Consider the following 17,385-nt stretch of genomic DNA (forward strand, 5'->3'; position numbering starts at 1 on the left):
TTAAACGTAAATTGGATCCAATAATTAAATAACGTGTCCTTTAAGGCCTTAAGCACCCTTGATAATCACCAATTAGCAGGAAACAGGGCTTGAGTTGCACTGATTAAAAACGGTAAATTGGATCCAATTTCGATGTATGTAAGTGAATTATGAGCGAGACAAAAACGAACCCAGCCGTGGTAAGTATTCTTCGAGAGAAAATATTGATGGGTGAATTCCCTGCTGGGAAGCGTCTGGCAGAAACACAAGCTGCAGAAGCCTTGGGAGTATCAAGAACCCCGGTTCGTATTGCGCTGCGCTCTTTAGCGCAGGAAGGACTTCTTGAAAAGCTTCCTGCTAGAGGCTATCGAGTAAAAGAAGTCACCGTCACAGAAATTACGAATTCGGTAGAAGTGCGCGGTGTACTTGAAGGGCTAGCAGCCAGACAAGCGGTTGAGATAGGATGCAGCGAGCACACAATTGAACAGCTAAAAACGTGCTTGGCACAAGGAGATGCACTATTTGTTGATGGCAGCATTGATGAGGCTGGCATAGAAGCATATCAACAGATGAACGAAACATTTCACGATATTATTATCAACGCAAGCGGAAACACGTCAATTAAAAGTGCGTTGCAGCTAAATGAACATTTTCCTTTCGCCTCGGTAAGTGCCATTGCATACGACCCGAACCAATTAGACAGAGAGTTTCATCGCCTCAAATACGCTCATACTCAGCATCATGCTATTGCAGATGCCATGATCAAAGGCCAAGGTGCGCGTGTGGAGGCTTTATTAAAAGAGCACTCTCTTGCCACTATCAATCATATCGACTTATTTAATTCCAATACGTATAAGCTATACAAGCCTAGAAAAATGTAGGCCCTAGGTGCATGAGGGCCCGCAGAGAATCTTAATTATCGGCTATTTTGCAACAAGCGGCTGCGCATGCTTTGTTTTTGCAAGCGCTAGTAGCGCGGCCAAAAACGCTAACGCCGCAAATAGCATCAATACGTTATACAGACCACCAAACTCTACCTGAAGTAAGGTAACCAGAATTGGCGCACTAAATTGCCCAAGGAAAAATGCGCCAGTCCACAGTCCAGTGCCTTTTCCGCGAACATTTACTGGTAGCACTTTCAATACCCAGTTGAGTGTGGTGGGTAGTAACAAGCCAAAGCCCAAGCAAGCTATCACCACAGATACAGAAGTCATAACCAACGACGTGGAAACCGCCGCGCCCACATAGCCCAGGGTAGCTAGTATTAGACCACCAGCTATAAGCGCTGGGCCAGTTAACCCTTTGGCTTTTTTAAATGCGATAGACCCTAGCGCAACACCGATATTTGCAGCGGCACCAATCCCCCCAATGACACCTGGTGACACCTCGGCTGATAGCGCTAATATCTCTCCTAATTTAACGATGATTGTATAGAAGATTACACCAACAAATAACGTTGTTATAAGTATAGGAAGAATGTCGCGCCACGGCGTTCTAACGCCGGATGCGGTATCTTTAGAAGACGCGGAAGGTTCAAACAAAACCCGGTGGACTAAGAGGGCTATGGGTAGAGCGAGAATATACAATAAGAAAGGGCCTCTTGAGCCTAACAGCTCTCCTAAAATACCGCCAAAGGCAATAAGTACTATTGCACTAATACTGACACTGGCAATTTGTATTGTTACCCATCGCTGACGTGCTTTACCCGTGTAGTAATCTGCAATGAGTGCTGTTGCGACCGTCATAATGGCAGCCTCTGCCATACCTAACACCACGCGAGATAAAATAATATGGAACAAATTAGTGAGGAAGAAGGGTGCAAGTCCAATGAATGCATAGATGATTAGCGCGGTAAGCAACACTGGCTTTCGGCCAACTCTATCGGATAGCCATCCGGCTATGGGAGAGAACAGTGCTACACAAAGCGCGGGGATTGTCATTGCCATTGGTACTAGAAATTCAGCGCCTTCTATATAGGCAAATTCTTTCATAAATAGCGGCAAAACCGGTACTAAAGAAATGATTGCCATAGTGGGCATGATGGCTGCTAAAACTAAAATCACACCATGTTTAGACGCCGCTACGCCTTGTTTATCTAAAGCAGTCATACAAGTACCCCTTCTGGTTTTTATTGTCTCTACCGCTTATCTCACTTGATAGTAATTTGCATAGGATTCGAAGGATAATTGTTCGCCTCGATATACAGGTATTGGCAATGGCGATACTTACCGTATGCGCTCATAAAAGGCCCTTGTGACATATTCATGAGTGAGCTTTTCACTGATGCGTGCTGGTCTAAGCTATGCGTTCTCTCTCCGACCCGCCGCTAGCTAGATTTACTTTTTATTGCAAGGCAAATGTCTTCAGGAATAAGAGGTAGCAAATAGTTAGGTATTGAAAGATTACAAAAATAGCTACAGCCGGATTAGAAGGCTGTAGCAGATTTTTTTACAGAGAGATCCCTTTGAAGGCGCTGGCGCTGCCTTGCAGAGCCAGCCTAGTGGTGGCTAGTACATTAATGTTGTAACTTCACTTTCTGCCCAGCCATAGCGTACCGCTTTGATGAAAAGCTTATTGTGCGCACTATCTGGTACAAAGCTTTTATCATAAACTTGCCATACTTTGTTGTCATAGCTATAGCCTATGGATGCACCTTCTGTTCTAGGGGCTATGAAAACTTTACCTGTGATCTCATCAATCTCGGCAACGGCAGGAAGGGTTGTTTGCTGCGCGTCATGACGATTTCCGCTATCTTGAATTAATACGCTTTCGTCAATCAAGTTGTAATCACTACCAAGATTACGCCAGTTATCCAGCTGCTCTCTGAAACGCGACAGAACATGCGCGTAATCCGGATTGCTCGCTAAGTTAACAAGTTGATCTGCATCTTTTGATAAATCATAGAGCTCTTCAGGCGCCTTGCTGTCGAACCATTTTTTCTGCTGAGCTGTGAGCGTGTTGCTCGCTTTAGCATTGTTCAACGCTTTAACTGATGAGAGTACGTTTCTGAATTTAATTTCAGCGCCATTTGGTTGGGTAGCGTAGTTGCGTACGTACTGATATTTTTCGTCTAACACATAGTAAGAGCGAAGATCGACAGAGTCCATTCTGGCACGGTCAGCAAAAATATAGTGCCGTTTGACCGGTGCGTCATCAGACAAATCAACCCCCTGCATATAGGGTAACCTTTCGATGCCTGCAAAACCCAACAGGGTTGGCGCTATGTCTTCAAAAGACACTAATCTGTCTATCGTTTGGCCACTTCCTGGCATCCAATCAGGTTTATATTTTTCAGGAATGTGCATAATCATTGGCACTTTGATACCTGATACTAACCCTTCGCGCTTACTGCGAGGCAACGCATCACCATGGTCGGTGGTAAATATAAAGATGGTGTTGTCCCACAGTTTATCTTTCTTCAAATTCTCGATGACAGCCCCAACTTGTTGGTCCATCACCTCGATATTCTCATAAAACCTCGCGATTTCCTGCCGCGTTTCTTTTGTATCGACTAAATAAGGAGGCACCGTAATTTTATCTAAGTCGGGTGTACTGAATTGGTAGTTTGCGCGGATCCCTTCACTAATTTGGTTCATTTGCTGTAAATGAGGTGGCGTATTTTCTGGTATAAACAGCGCTGACTCGTGTGTAATAAAAGGGTTTAAGTTTAGGAAAAACGGTTTACCCTGCAGGTCATGTGTTCTCCATGCCGAAGGCACTAGCGAGTCTTCAGGGTTGCGAACATTTCCGTTAGCACTCCAAATAGTAAAAGGCCCCACGCCAACGGCACCTTTGGCAAATTGGTAGTCGGTCTTGATATCGTTGTAAGTAAAGTAGCCATTTTTACGAAGAATTTCAGGATAGGCTTTGACCTGTGCAGGCGGAACACCAAAATACTCTCTGTCTGCAGTACGCATATGCTGAAGGCCTACTCTGTGTGGCGGAGCACCAGTGATAAGCCCCGCTCTAGATGGTGCGCAAACACCAGCCATGGTATACACATTGTTGAACATTACGCCTTCGTTAGCCAAGCTGTCTAAATTTGGCGTACGCGCAACGTCGTCACCATAGGCACCAATACGCGCGCTTAAATCTTCTGCCACAACAAGAACGATATTCGGCTTTTCGCTGTCTCGTTGCTCATTAAATTCAGCGCTCATTACCTGTGACGTATTCGCCGCTAATAATGCTATCGCTATAAGTTTTCTTAACATCGCAATCTCCTTTAAAGCGGCTGGTAAATGGGGCTTTTCAACTCAAGGGGCTGGGTTGAGAAAATGTTTTTAGATGAAGAAGCAAGATGCACGTCATACAACCCGGCCTCGGCGTACCAAGCGTTCTTTTCTGTATTGAACGACATGAGATCTTCTGCGGTTAAGGTAAACACTACATCTTCTGACGCCTTGGGCGCTAACAGCGATGTTTTAGCGAAATGCTTCAACTGCTTTTTAATTAAGGATTGTGGGCCTTGTGGTGCACCAATATAAAGCTGAACGACGTCTTTGGCTGGCACCTCCCCGGTATTAGTAACCGTTACCTTAACTTTCACCTCATCTGAAAAAGACGTACTGCTTAAAGACACGTTTTGATAGCTAAAGTTAGCGTATGACAGGCCAAAGCCAAAAGGAAATGCTACCGCTTCGTTCGCTCCATCAAAGTACCTGTAGCCTACTCGTGTCCCCTCTTGATAAACAACTTTAGATGGTTGAGAGCCGGTTATGCCATTTGGTTCTGCTTCTTTATCGGTGATAAAACCAGGAAAGCCTTTATCTGATGGATAATCTTCAAGCTTAAGTGGCCATGTTGATGCAAGCTTGCCTGACGGGCTTACTTCACCAGTAAGTATATCAGCCACAGCATTACCCGCTTCTTGTCCAGGTAGATGAGTAAGCAATATGGCGTCAGCTTTTTCTTTCCAGCTCTGCGTCTCGATTACACCGCCAACATTTAAAAGAACGATAAAAGGTTTGTTTTTGGCCGAGAAAGCGCGTGATAGCTCAGTCAAAAGAGCCTGTTCATGTTCTGTAAGATAAAAGTCTTCACGCTCTCTATCTACGAACTCTCCTGAATTGCGACCTAAAGTAAAGATGGCAACATCGTGGGTTTGTGCAAGCGCTTCAGCCATTGTTGTTGATATGTCTAATTCACCTAGTGCAGGGCTTGGCATCATGTCCGCTAAAGGATGGTGGGATACAGGCAAATTGGCAGTTTCAGTTGCAATGTGTTTATCGTAACGTAATGATAATTCCTCGCTTAAATGTATTCCTGCGTTCTTAAGCCCTTGCGCTATTGAAATACTGTAAGCTTCATGAACATCGCCACTGCCAGTGCCGCCAATCGCTGTTTGATACGAACTATTACCAAGCAACGCAACTGAAGCACCAGCCTGTAAAGGTAGTGCCTGGTGTTCATTTTTAAGCAGTACCATCCCTTCTGTAGCGATTTCGCGAGCGAGTTTGGCATGTTCTTGAAGGGGGGGGTTGTTGGTGATCGTGCTTTTCTTAAACGAGTGGGTTTTGACAATTAGATTCAAAATATTGCTAACGTTACGATCTAAAACAGACTCTTCTAGTGCACCGTTTTCAACGGCACCTTTGATGATAGCATTTTGATGATCCATACCAGGCATCAGTAAATCGTTGCCCGCCGACATTTGCTTTACGGGATTATCGCCACCAAACCAATCCGTCATCACAATGCCGTCGAACCCCCACTGGTGACGAAGGGTGTCCGTTAAAATAGCACTGCTTTCTGATGTATATTCGCCATTTACTTTATTGTACGAAGACATTAACGCCCATGGTGCGCTCTCTTTTATGGCAATTTCAAACCCTTTTAAATAGATTTCCCTAAACGTTTTTTCATCCACTTCTACATCAATTTGATCACGATTCCATTCGTGGTTGTTAGCAACAAAGTGCTTTAGCGTTGCACCTACCCCCTGGTATTGCAGGCCTTCAACATACGCAGCAGACATCATTCCACTTATAACGGGATCTTCAGAAAAATACTCAAAGTTCCGCCCTCCCATTGCATGCCGGTGTATATTCAATGCAGGCGCTAGCATCACATCAATGCCGTACGCTTTGGCCTCATTACCTACGGCTTGCCCAAATTTTTGAACAAGAGGAAGGTTCCAGCTTGAACCGATTAAGGTGGCGATAGGAAAAGCAGTGGCGTAAAAGGTTGCTTCATGGTCATCTCTAGTGGGCGAGATACGCAAACCTGCAGGTCCGTCGGCAAAAACGATGGAAGGAATACCTAGTCGCTCAATCGCATACGTTGTTCCTGCGGCGCCAGGCACTTTATCTTTAGTTACACCGACTTGCGGCCCACCGGTTTCCATGGCCATACCCGTTCCTCGAACAAGCATTACCTTTTCATCTAGCGTCATTGCTTTAACAATGTCTTCCACTGGCGCGTTGCCAAGTTTAAGCTCGTCTGACGTATTAGCTGAAGAAAAAGTGGGTACGGAGAGAAAAACCATCAAAACAGAGCATCTTTTTATAAACTTCATATGAATTTTTTCCATGCAGTATGCGCGCTTTTGCCCTGTTTGCCAGGCCATGTAAATCGCAACATCGTCGAAAAATTTTAAAACAAAATTAACAAATTATGCTAAAAGAATCACAAAGTGAGAAATAGTTGATAATTTGGATATATAACTATCGTTAAAAACGATAGTTACAGGATATCGAATTTTTTGGGTCTTTAATGAGTGAAAAGTGCGCTAGGCGCAGGCCTAGCGCTTTAGTTGATTAGAACTCTTGAGATACTCTTATACCAATGGTACGCATTGAGTTAAGTCCCCATGTCTGTACGGTTGAGGCTAACCCGGCATTGTTTTCACCTGCGTCAAAACCAATAGAAACTGGATATTTTTCATCAGTACAGTTATTGCAGAAAACAGAGACGTTTAAGCCATCGTAGGTAGAGATACCGGCACTCAAATTTAAGGTTGTTATTGCATCAAGTTCTCTCTGAGGCGAACCAATGCCATAAGACGTTTCCGAGCGATAGTATACGTTTGCATTCACAAAGCCGTACATGTTTTCGGTCAACTCTTGTTCATAGTTTGCTTGCAGCGTTGAAGTAATATCAGGTGCCATTGGAAGCGTGTAACCCGAGGCATCAAAAAACGCATCGTCAGGACCACAAACTTCAGAATCCGGCGTACACGATGCACCTTCAAAACTATCAAACGTTGCGTCTAGTAATGACGTGTCCCATTGGAGCGTGAGGTTTTCAGTTGCCATGGCCTTTAATGAAATTTCAGCACCTCGGGACGTTACGCTTGCCGCATTTTGAATAATGAACGCTTGAGCGTCTAGATTAAACGACTGCGCTTGGTAGTTATCAAAATCAGTGTTAAACACAGACACGTTCAAGATAACCTTGTTATCTAGCAGTCTGCTCTTTACACCGGCCTCGAACGTGGTCGATATTTCATCTTCAACTGCAAATGGAATATCAGGGTTACCTTGGTTATCTGTATTAAATCCAGGTGCTTTATAGCCTTGCCCAATCGATGCGTACAGCATGACCTTATTGGTGTACTCATAGTTAGCGCCCAGCTTCCAACTGACGTTGGTATTATCGACTGATTCTTGGAATCGACCACGCGGGCCACCTATCCCTACAAAGTAATTACGCTGCATTTGTAAAACGTCTGTTGAAATATCGTCTTGCGTAACGCGAGCACCTGCGACTGCCGTAAATTTATCGGTCAAGTAAAAATCGAACTGACCAAAAACAGCATAGCTTTCCTGTTTTAGCTCAGTATCGCTGTCGTTCCCTAAGAAAACGTCATTGCTATACGGGCATTCTGGCGGCGGTCCAGAAATCTCTGCGCCAACGCAAAATGGGAACCCAACTGCAACAAATGGAGGAGGGCCTTCAACGTCTAAGCTGTTGGTCATACCAGAGGTAGAATTAAAGTAGAAAAGTCCAACCTGCCCTGAATAATCGTCATTTTTTGGGAATACGAGTCGCACTTCGTTTGAATATTGCTCGTAGTCGTTGGTATTTGGGTTATCAACAATGTCTCTTCTAGATGCAAAGTCATTGTGCAAATTAGTATCGCTTTCAAAGTAACGCCACGCAGCAATATTAATGAGCTCTATACCGCTATCAAACTCATACGCCAACTCAACTTGCGCTCCACCTGTCTCTACGTCGCTAAACATTGCACCATCTGAATTGTTGGTCATATTTTCAGGGCCTGGAACAATATTGTCTGGCTCAAAAAAGTCCAATAACTCACTGTTTGGATCTACGGTTCGATAGGTTCGGCTGTAGCGCTCAGCCGTGCCTTCGTTTTCGTTATAATCGGCAATCGCGTATAAAGAAAAGGGGCCATCTTCATAAAGGTACTTAACTTTAATCCCCGATTTATCCTGACCTAAGTCTGTTCTTACATCGTCATTAGGAAACACGTTTTCGATAAGCGGATCTTGAGACGATTTGAGCAGATTTACACGAAGCGCTGAATTATCTGAAACAGGAACATTTACCGTCCCTCGGATAATGTGCCCTTTGGCATCAGTGGGCGTGGTATCTCTGTAGTTATATTCTAATGAGACATTACCTGAGAATTCATCAAACTCAGGCCTTCTTGTTGTAATGTTTACCAAACCTGCGGATGCGTTTTTACCAAATAACAAGCCTTGAGGACCGTTAAGCACTTCAACAGAGGCAATGTCGTTGAATGGTTGGCCAGCAAGCGCATTTCGCCCTAAGCTTACGCCGTCAATTGCCAACGCCACACTCGGGTCAATGGTTTCTGCAAACACTTGAGTGCCAATACCGCGAATGGCAAAGGTGTTGTCTTGCCCTAGTTGTAATGTAGGCGCCAGCGTTGAAAGTTGAGTGATTTCATTGATGCTTTGTTTTTGTAAATCGTCAGAAGATAATGTTTGTACACTTACCGGTACTTTCTGAATATCTTGCGAAGTACGCTGTGCTTTAACCATAATTACTTCAAAGCCTTCAGAGTCTTTGGCTTCGGTTTCAGCGTTCTGCGCAACGGCTGATTGAGCAAAAACAGCTGCTATAAGGGTTACCAGCGCTGATTGTTTAAATTTTGATGTGCTTTTCATGTGTCCCTCTTCTCAGTAGTCATTCGAGAGTGTTATTTGTGCCGCGTCATTAAAGTGCGTTATGTGCTAGCTAGTTTCACAAAGCGGTCTTTGAATCTAGCCACCCAACGGTTTACAAGAATTTAACCAAATAGAAACGTTTGAACACTCCGATTTCGTGATACCCACCTATCGCAAACTATGATACTTAGCAAAACGTTTAACACCTAAGCTCTAAACGCAGCTAAACCCGTGGACTTCGTTCCTTTATTGAGCCGAGTAAACATCGAAAAAAATAACGGCAACAGCGTCTATCGAGTATAGAGATATTTAGTATCTGTAATTTCGATTTTTACCTTATCGCGGCTTTTCCTAGGATCGGTAGTTACTGAAATGTTAAAAGTAATTTGTTTCATGACCAGCGATGAAATTCACGCTGTAGGTTACATTCGCTACAGGTAGTTCAGCGCTTGATTGGGGCACGCATTACTTTTCCATATCTTACTTCACCTCGACATGATCACATTACATTTTGCTTGAACCATCAGACGACTGTGAAGTTTCGCAATAGTGTGAGCCGCTAAGGCGGCGCACTTTTTTTGGAGAGCATAAATTGAAGCGCACATTGAAGGTTTTTATCACGGTTTGCAGTGTACTTACTCTTATTGATCAGGCCTCGGCAACTGAAAGCGAGCATAGCCAGAAGCGAAACATTGTATTTGTATTAGTTGATGATCTTCGATATGACGGGATGGGCTTCATTCAGCCTACGCTCCAAACCCCCAATATTGATGATTTGGCATCAACCGGCGTGCACTTCACAAATGCATTGGTGACTTCGTCTTTGTGCTCACCTAGCCGTGCATCAATTTTGACAGGCATGTCTACTCGCAATCATAAGATCGTTGATAATAATAATTCTAGCGAAGAAGGGTTAACCTTTTTCCCTCAGTATTTACAAGACGCGGGCTACCAAACGGGCTTTTTTGGGAAATGGCATATGGGGTCTCACTCAGATATGCCCCGTAAAGGCTTCGATAAATGGGTAAGTTTCACCGGTCAGGGCACCTATTATCCGCAAGACCGGGTACCTCCACCATTACGCAACAAAGGGATTGTAAACCAGCTAAATGTGGATGGTGTTCACGTTGATCAAAAAGGCTATATCACAGATGAGTTAACCGACTATGCACTTGAGTGGCTAGATAACGATATCGACCAAACACAGCCATTTTTACTTTATCTAAGCCATAAAGCAGTGCATTCAGATGCAACGCCTGCCGCTCGCCACAAGGACCAGTACAAGGATGTCGAATTTACATTGCCTGAAAGCGCAAAGGTGACAAAAGAAGATGCTAAAAACAAGCCTATGTGGGTTCACAATCAAAGAAATAGCTGGCATGGCGCCGAATTTTTCTATGCCAGTGACAGAAGAATGCGTGACTACTTAAAAAATTATTACGCTACGTTGTCAGCGGTAGACGATGGTTTAGGCGAAATTATTAGCTATCTGAAAAAGAAAAACCTCTTTGATAATACTATGGTTGTTTTCTACAGCGATAACGGCTTTATGATTGGGGAACACGGCCTAATTGATAAGAGAAATGCTTATGAAAGCTCTATAAAGGTACCGCTTGTTATAAGTGCTCCCGGTCTACTTCCTGAAGGAGAGAGCAACCATACATTAGTGCGAAACCTTGATTTAGCCCCAACATTTCTAGACCTTGCTGGTATAGCGGCACCAAGTCACTTCGAAGGGAAAAGCTTCTTACCCGTTGCCACTGGTGCAGTAAAGGAAGAAGAGTGGAATGCCCCAGACTTTGTGTACGAGTATTACTGGGAATATTCATTTCCTATGACCCCAACCACATTCTCAATACGACGAGGCGACCTTAAATACATTCAGTACCACGGCGTTTGGGACATAGAAGAACTGTATGATTTAAGTACTGACCCCGATGAGCGAAAAAACTTAATTCGCCACCCTGATTACGCAGAAAAGCTGCTTCCTCTTCGCAAAGCGCTTTATCAATCTTTATTTCCAGCAACAGGTGCAAAGCCTTCGGTTCCTTTCAACGCTCGCCTTTCAGAGGGGTTGAACTTACGCAAAAAAGAGGGTTCAGAAGCTGCTCCCTTTCCCGATTGGTGGAAAGTAGAACCTAATAGATTTGATAAATACAACGGCTTATTCCCTGATACTCCTTTGAAGATAGAAAAGGAAAGAAAAGGTGAGCTTTACTTTCCCTTCATGGAAAGTCTGAATAAAAACAACTAGGAGAAAGTTTGTGCAACAAGCAAACACTAACGAAAACCGATTCACTATTATTCTTGTCAGCTTGGTAGCGACTATTGGCGGTTTTTTATTTGGTTTCGACAGTGGCGTGATTAATGGGACCATCGACGGACTGCAATCGGCGTTTAATGCCGATGATGTAGGCACAGGTTTTAACGTTGCATCAATGCTATTAGGTTGTGCCATTGGCGCTTTTTTTGCGGGGAAATTAGCAGATATTTTTGGTAGGAAAAGCCTGCTGATTGTCGCAGCAGTTTTTTTTATTATCTCAGCATTAGGCTCGGGGCTCGCTAGTAGCTCGATTGAATTTGTTATATACCGCGTACTTGGAGGGATAGCTGTAGGGGCAGCTTCCGTCATGTCACCGGCTTATATTGCAGAAATTGCACCAGCTAGATACAGGGGCGCTTTGGCGACTATTCAACAAGTTGCCATTATTACTGGTCTCTTCTCGGCATTTGTTAGCAACTATGCATTGGCGCTATCGGCAGGCAAATCAACTGGCATATTGTGGGCAGAATTTGAAGCCTGGCGTTGGATGTTTTGGGTAGAACTTGCCCCAGCAAGTTTGTTTTTTTTCGCACTGTTCTTTATACCAGAAAGCCCAAGATATTTAGTTTTCTCTGGAAAACAAGAAAAAGCCAAAAGCGTGTTAAGTGCGCTTTTTGGAGAACAGCAGGCCAATCTTATATACCACGAAATATCTGACTCGCTGCAAGCTGATCATAAGCCTTCAATGCGAGACATTTTCGACACATCAACGAACAAAGTTAGGCCCGTTGTGTGGGTAGGTATTGGTCTAGCCGTTTTACAACAGCTTGTTGGTATAAATGTGGTGTTTTATTACGGTGCCGTATTGTGGCAAGCCGTTGGGTTTACAGAGTCAGATGCATTACTAATAAATATACTCAGTGCAGGGCTAAGTATCTTTGCTTGTATTATTACCATTACCTTGATCGATAAATGGGGCCGAAAGCCCATACTCACTGTCGGCTCTGTCGGTATGGCAACAGCACTAGCGTTAATGGTTATCGCATTTCAAAGCGGACAATTTATAGAAGGACAGCTTCAGCTGCCGGGTCATATGGGAACACTCGCTCTAGTGGCGGCTAATGTTTACGTTTTCTTCTTTAACTTATCGTGGGGGCCCGTGATGTGGGTAATGTTAGGTGAAATGTTTCCTAATCAAGTAAGGGGGTCTGGTTTAGCTATAAGTGGCCTTGCACAGTGGAGCGCCAACTTCCTCATTACAATAACCTTCCCAATATTGCTTTTAGCAATTGGTTTGGTTGGTGCTTATAGTCTTTACGCGCTTGCTGCATTTTTATCTATTTTCTTTGTCGTGAAGTTCGTGAAAGAGACGAAAGGCAAATCACTTGAAGCAATGTAACAGCAACACCAAAAGTGACGCTATTGTCATCAACTCTCGTCAAGCAGGGAAATGGTTCACGACGGAGGTCAAAATTGACCGCTAAAAATCTCGAGCTCTATGTAGAGAATAGCTTTGACGAGTTCGAAGCTTTCTTTCATGGCGAAGCACTGACCGTTCGTAGTCAGCTACACGGGTGGAAGGTACTACCTCATCGTCACAAGGCGCTTTGCCAAATTTTTGTTATCACGACCGGCGGTTGCAGAGTTCAACTCGATGACAGAAATACGATAGTGACCGCTCCCTGCGCGCTTTTTATACCTGAAAATGTTGTTCATGGATTTGATTGGGAGGTGGGGTCGAAAGGGCATGTATTATCTGTTGTTTCACCCGTGGTAAAACAAATAGCACAGAATGTAGATTCCTTGGGTTTCATTGACGATGCATTGATAGGGAATTTAGACGGAAAGTACATACATGATATCGTCTATTTGTGCCAAAAGCTGGAAGACGAAGCCCGGAACGTCTTCGCTTGTAGCGGGGCGATGACAATAGCATTACTTCAACAACTTTTAATTATCCTCGGTAGGGTTGAGCCATCAACAAGTCAACCTGTGATTAAGCCGTCTAGATCTGAACACAAAGTCCGCTTTTACGAGATGCTAATTAAGAAGTATGGATGCGAACAACACAAAGTGAAATGGTACGCGAATAAGATAGGAGTAAGTAGCGCTCATCTTAATGTAATTTGCAGGCAGTATTCTCAATCGAGCGCTTCAGAATTGATTTACAGGTACTTATTAGATGAGGCGAAAAGGCTTTTGATTTTTTCGAATATCAACATCTCTGCCATAGCAGAGCGTCTGGGTTTTCAAGACCAAGCTCATTTCACTAAATTTTTTAAGAAAGCGACTCACTATACACCTTCTAGTTTCCGCAAAAACCACAAATAAAATGGCCCGCCCTAGAGGATTCGAACCTCTGACCTCGGCCTCCGGAGGAGGCGACTTTGCGAAATTAAACAGGCCTATTGATTGGTTTTCCCAGTAAGTACTGCCTGATCGAGCAGATTCTAAGTCACACCTGCCAAACATCTAAAACGCCATTTATGATTAGTTAATTGACACTTTTAATTAAGTAGCCATGCTAAAAGGTAACTTTCATAACTACTCTTGAATAAAGTTGAATCTCAAACCAGAAATACCATCTTTATCTGTCGTTAAAAAACATATTAAGTTAAATCGTATTCTCTTTTGTTTTTTAATTTACTTCATTTCGCGCTTTACATACTTAACAAGAAAGTGAAAGTTAATCGAACGTTAGCGACCGTACCTCTACCGTGATATTTTATGATTGTTTTTTGTTACTTTTGGCTTTCTTAATTAATGTTACGACTGTGCTTTTTACTCACTCTTATTGGTATTTCGTTCAACTCTTTTGCGAACGAGGCGCACCAGTGTGGTGCTTGTCATGAGAAGGAGTTAAACGGTTGGCTCGAGTCTGACCACAGTAAAGCAATGGCTATTGCCTCAGAAAGCACGGTTCTAGGCGATTTCAATGACACGACGTTTACACACTTCAATCAAAAAGCCACATTCTTTAAAAAAGAAAACAAGTTCTTTGTAAAGTTTCAAGAAGATAAAACTGAGCCAATAGATTACGAAGTCAGCTATGTGTTCGGTCACTTCCCTCTTCAGGAATATCTCATCAAAACTGGACGGGGGAAAATGCAGGTCTTTCCATTTGCATGGGACTCAAGAGATAAGTCGAGTGGCGGTCAAAAGTGGTACCCCATATATCCCGACGAGGAGATAAGCAGGCAGGATAGGCTGCATTGGCTTCAACCTTTGCAAAACTGGAATGGTATGTGTGCGGACTGCCACTCATCAGGATTAAAGAGAAACTATGATGATGAAAAAGACACTTTTAGTACTGTGTGGAATGAAATTAACGTTTCTTGTCAATCATGCCATGGTTACGTTGACGACAATCATTATGCTGGTAACGGCTCTACTCACTCGGTTCTTTCTGAGAGCGAACAGCAAGATATTGGCAACTGGCTGTTAGGCAAAGGCAAAAAGATAGCCACGTGGGAAGGTCCTGAACGCGATAATAGCTTCATGGAGCGCTGTTTTGCATGTCATTCACTTCGCACCCCACTCACCGACGGTATTACGCCATCCGAACCGTTCTTATCGCAATTCAAGCCTGCTTTGTTGACGACGCCTCAATATCATTTAGATGGTCAGATACAGGGTGAAGTCTACGTTTATGGCTCATTTTTACAGAGCAAAATGTTTGAGGCCGGCGTGAACTGTAACGACTGTCATAACCCTCATACTGCGAAAGTGAAAGTCGAAGGAAATGGATTATGTTTACAGTGCCACCAAGCATCAGCATACAATGACATCAAGCATCATAAGCACGAACCCGATAGCCAGGGCTCACAATGTGTAAATTGTCATATGCCTACGAATACTTACATGGGCGTTGATAAACGAAGAGATCATAGTTTCAAGGTCCCAGCACCGCACCTTACTGAAAAATTTGGCACGCCTAACGCCTGTAATAGCTGCCACGAAGACAAAGGCCCGCGATGGGCGCAAGACAAAATCGACGAGTGGCATGGCCCGTCAGCGCCTTCACACCCTGCTGAAATGCAATATATGGTATTGCTAAGTGGCGACACCTTGACACCCAATAGTCACTTTTCCTTAGCAAAAAACAAAGCACTGCCTGATATAAAACGAGCGACTGTCGTTTCACTGCTTCCCGCTTCAGTTCAAAATCTAGCGTATAAGTATGCCAAAATGCTGGCCAATGACGAGAGCCCGCTAGTTCGTCTAGCATTTTCCGATATTTCATTTCTTGTCGATAAACACAGACGCGTCGAGCTTCTAAAAGCGCTTTTAGCAGATGAATATAAAGCGATTAGGGTCTCGGCTGCTGAACAGCTCATTGCTTCGGGAAAAGTAGCACTTATTCCCGCAACTGTATTAGACGAGTTATACGAAGCCTCTCAACAGAGCCTCTGGCGGGGTGAAGGAAACTTAAACGCTAGTCTTATACAAGCAAATCAAGGTAACTTTAAGAGAACAAGAGATTTTCTTGAAGCTGGTATATCCCGAGACCCCTTTTTTGAACCCAATTATATAAACCTAGCAAATTTATACCGTTCTTTAGAGGATAATACTTTAGAGGCAGCAACGCTTAAAAAAGGTATAAATGCTAATCGACACTCATCGTTAATGCATTACGCAGAAGGAATGCGCTTAATACGCAGCCAAGATTTAAACACTGCAATAGAACACCTTACCACTGCCACCGATATCGAGCCAACAAACAGTAACTATCTATACATTTTGTCGTTAGCGCTAGACAAAGCTGGCAAAACGCGACGAGCTATTGAGTTGTTAAAAATACAGAATCCACGCGTTGAAGGTCGTTATGAAGTGCTACAACTCGGATTGACTTTATCCCAAAAGATGGGGCTCAACGATGAATTTACATACTTTAGAAAAGAACTTGAGAAAATTCAGCGCCCGTAGATGCGCGAGAATTACGTAACTGTTTGTTAAACCACTTTTAGGATAAAAACTGAAATGTCTGAAAAGTTAGGTGATATTGAAGATATGGATGGCGGTATCAAGCGTCAGACACTTGCATATAATGACGATGCTATGACCGTGAAAGTATCTCGGCTTTAAGCAACCAGTCGCGGTATTCGACGAATAGCGCAAGGCGGCCTAATTTAGCGAGTGGTGCACTTTGGAGTTGAGTTCGCGGGCCGCCGACGCCAGACAATAATTGGTCACAATCTGTTCAAAGGCCACTTTTGAATTACTTGTGACCAAAAATAGCAAAGGGCAAAAAAGAGGGTAATGGCCCGCCCTAGAGGATTCGAACCTCTGACCTCGGCCTCCGGAGGGCCGCGCTCTATCCAGCTGAGCTAAGGGCGGTTTGTAGTACCAGTGAGATAATCACCGAGCGTTTACTGTAATGAACTACGTGGCTAAACGTATGTAGCAAACGGGGCGTAATAATACTGACGCCACGGGCTGGCTTCAACTCATTTATTAAAATCTCTTTAGTTGGCTTGGCATCAGTGTTAAAAATCCTTACTTTTTATGGGTAATTGGCTTCAAATAGTTGTTCAACCCCAATTAACCGTTATAATCTGGCCAGTTATATTTTAAACAAATTCATCATTGCCTGGAGACAGATGTGAAATTAAAGACTTGGTTAACTGTTGCTGCTACTGCGCTAACTGTATTTGCAGCACAAGCACAAGAAATGAGTAACGATGAAATTGCCGATCGCATTAAGCCGGTAGGTCAAGTACACGTTGCAGGTGCAGCAGCTGAAGGTAGTGCAGGCGCAGCGGGCGGCGCGAAGTCAGGCGAAGACGTTTATAACTCTGCATGCGTTGCGTGTCACGCAGCGGGCGTTTTAGGTGCTCCTAAGCTTCAAAATGCAGCTGATTGGCAGCCTCGTTTGGACGAGCGCGGTCTTGATGGTGTATGGCAAAACGCGCTGAACGGTATTAATGCTATGCCTCCTCGTGGTACCTGTGGCAACTGTTCTGATGACGAAATTAAAGCCGCTATTGAGTACATGATTGAAGGTATTTAGTACCTGATAAATAGCAACAATTTGATTGAAAACGT

10 protein-coding genes and 1 tRNA gene are annotated in these 17,385 nt (G+C 43.8%); 6 read left to right on the top strand and 5 right to left on the bottom strand.

Going from position 1 to position 17,385, the window contains the following annotated elements:
- The first annotated feature begins 149 nt into the window (after positions 1-149).
- Positions 150-860 (top strand): GntR family transcriptional regulator, encoded by a 711-nt coding sequence (locus ACXAFM_RS08890; RefSeq protein ID WP_474834267.1) that lies wholly within the window; start codon positions 150-152, stop codon positions 858-860.
- Between the two features lie 42 nt (positions 861-902).
- On the opposite strand, the gene ACXAFM_RS08895 is transcribed toward ACXAFM_RS08890, so the two are convergent.
- The 4 genes from ACXAFM_RS08895 to ACXAFM_RS08910 all read right to left on the bottom strand — a co-directional run bounded on the left by ACXAFM_RS08895 (position 903) and on the right by ACXAFM_RS08910 (position 9,077).
- Positions 903-2,087, bottom strand: a complete 1,185-nt coding sequence (locus tag ACXAFM_RS08895; protein WP_474834269.1) for an MFS transporter — start codon at positions 2,085-2,087, stop codon at positions 903-905.
- Positions 2,088-2,486: 399 nt separating this feature from the next.
- The gene (locus ACXAFM_RS08900; RefSeq protein WP_474834271.1) at positions 2,487-4,193 is read right to left on the bottom strand and encodes a sulfatase family protein; all 1,707 of its coding nucleotides are present in this window, start codon (positions 4,191-4,193) and stop codon (positions 2,487-2,489) included.
- A gap of 11 nt (positions 4,194-4,204) precedes the next feature.
- Entirely contained in the window at positions 4,205-6,496 is a 2,292-nt protein-coding gene (locus ACXAFM_RS08905; RefSeq protein ID WP_474828766.1) for a beta-glucosidase, read from the bottom strand.
- A 241-nt stretch (positions 6,497-6,737) separates the two neighbouring features.
- Positions 6,738-9,077: a TonB-dependent receptor gene (locus ACXAFM_RS08910; protein WP_474828768.1), complete on the bottom strand. Its 2,340-nt coding sequence runs from the start codon at positions 9,075-9,077 to the stop codon at positions 6,738-6,740.
- A 592-nt stretch (positions 9,078-9,669) separates the two neighbouring features.
- Between ACXAFM_RS08910 and ACXAFM_RS08915 the strand changes: the two genes are divergently transcribed.
- From ACXAFM_RS08915 to ACXAFM_RS08930, 4 genes are all read left to right on the top strand, one after another.
- Entirely contained in the window at positions 9,670-11,331 is a 1,662-nt protein-coding gene (locus ACXAFM_RS08915; protein ID WP_474834273.1) for a sulfatase family protein, read from the top strand.
- Positions 11,332-11,341: 10 nt separating this feature from the next.
- On the top strand, positions 11,342-12,739 hold the full coding sequence (locus ACXAFM_RS08920) for a sugar porter family MFS transporter (protein WP_474828772.1): 1,398 nt from the start codon (positions 11,342-11,344) through the stop codon (positions 12,737-12,739).
- A 74-nt stretch (positions 12,740-12,813) separates the two neighbouring features.
- The gene (locus tag ACXAFM_RS08925; RefSeq protein ID WP_474828774.1) at positions 12,814-13,671 is read left to right on the top strand and encodes a helix-turn-helix domain-containing protein; all 858 of its coding nucleotides are present in this window, start codon (positions 12,814-12,816) and stop codon (positions 13,669-13,671) included.
- Positions 13,672-14,235: 564 nt separating this feature from the next.
- Complete coding sequence (locus tag ACXAFM_RS08930) at positions 14,236-16,266, top strand: multiheme c-type cytochrome (RefSeq protein ID WP_474828776.1); 2,031 nt, start codon at positions 14,236-14,238, stop codon at positions 16,264-16,266.
- 334 nt (positions 16,267-16,600) lie between these two features.
- Here ACXAFM_RS08930 and ACXAFM_RS08935 read toward each other — a convergent pair.
- Positions 16,601-16,677: transfer RNA gene (locus ACXAFM_RS08935), tRNA-Arg, on the bottom strand.
- A gap of 265 nt (positions 16,678-16,942) precedes the next feature.
- Between ACXAFM_RS08935 and ACXAFM_RS08940 the strand changes: the two genes are divergently transcribed.
- Positions 16,943-17,350, top strand: coding sequence for a c-type cytochrome (locus tag ACXAFM_RS08940; RefSeq protein ID WP_474828778.1), 408 nt, complete (start codon positions 16,943-16,945; stop codon positions 17,348-17,350).
- The last annotated feature ends 35 nt before the right edge of the window (positions 17,351-17,385 follow it).

This window comes from Alteromonas sp. ABD4_190 (assembly GCF_056160105.1).

Coding starts and splice junctions, on each gene's coding strand:
- ACXAFM_RS08930 (WP_474828776.1), top strand. CDS start 14,236: ATGGCTATTGCCTCAGAAAGCACGGTTCTAGGCGATTTCAATGACACG.
- ACXAFM_RS08895 (WP_474834269.1), bottom strand. CDS start 2,087: ATGACTGCTTTAGATAAACAAGGCGTAGCGGCGTCTAAACATGGTGTG.
- ACXAFM_RS08910 (WP_474828768.1), bottom strand. CDS start 9,077: ATGAAAAGCACATCAAAATTTAAACAATCAGCGCTGGTAACCCTTATA.
- ACXAFM_RS08890 (WP_474834267.1), top strand. CDS start 150: ATGAGCGAGACAAAAACGAACCCAGCCGTGGTAAGTATTCTTCGAGAG.
- ACXAFM_RS08905 (WP_474828766.1), bottom strand. CDS start 6,496: ATGAAGTTTATAAAAAGATGCTCTGTTTTGATGGTTTTTCTCTCCGTA.
- ACXAFM_RS08900 (WP_474834271.1), bottom strand. CDS start 4,193: ATGTTAAGAAAACTTATAGCGATAGCATTATTAGCGGCGAATACGTCA.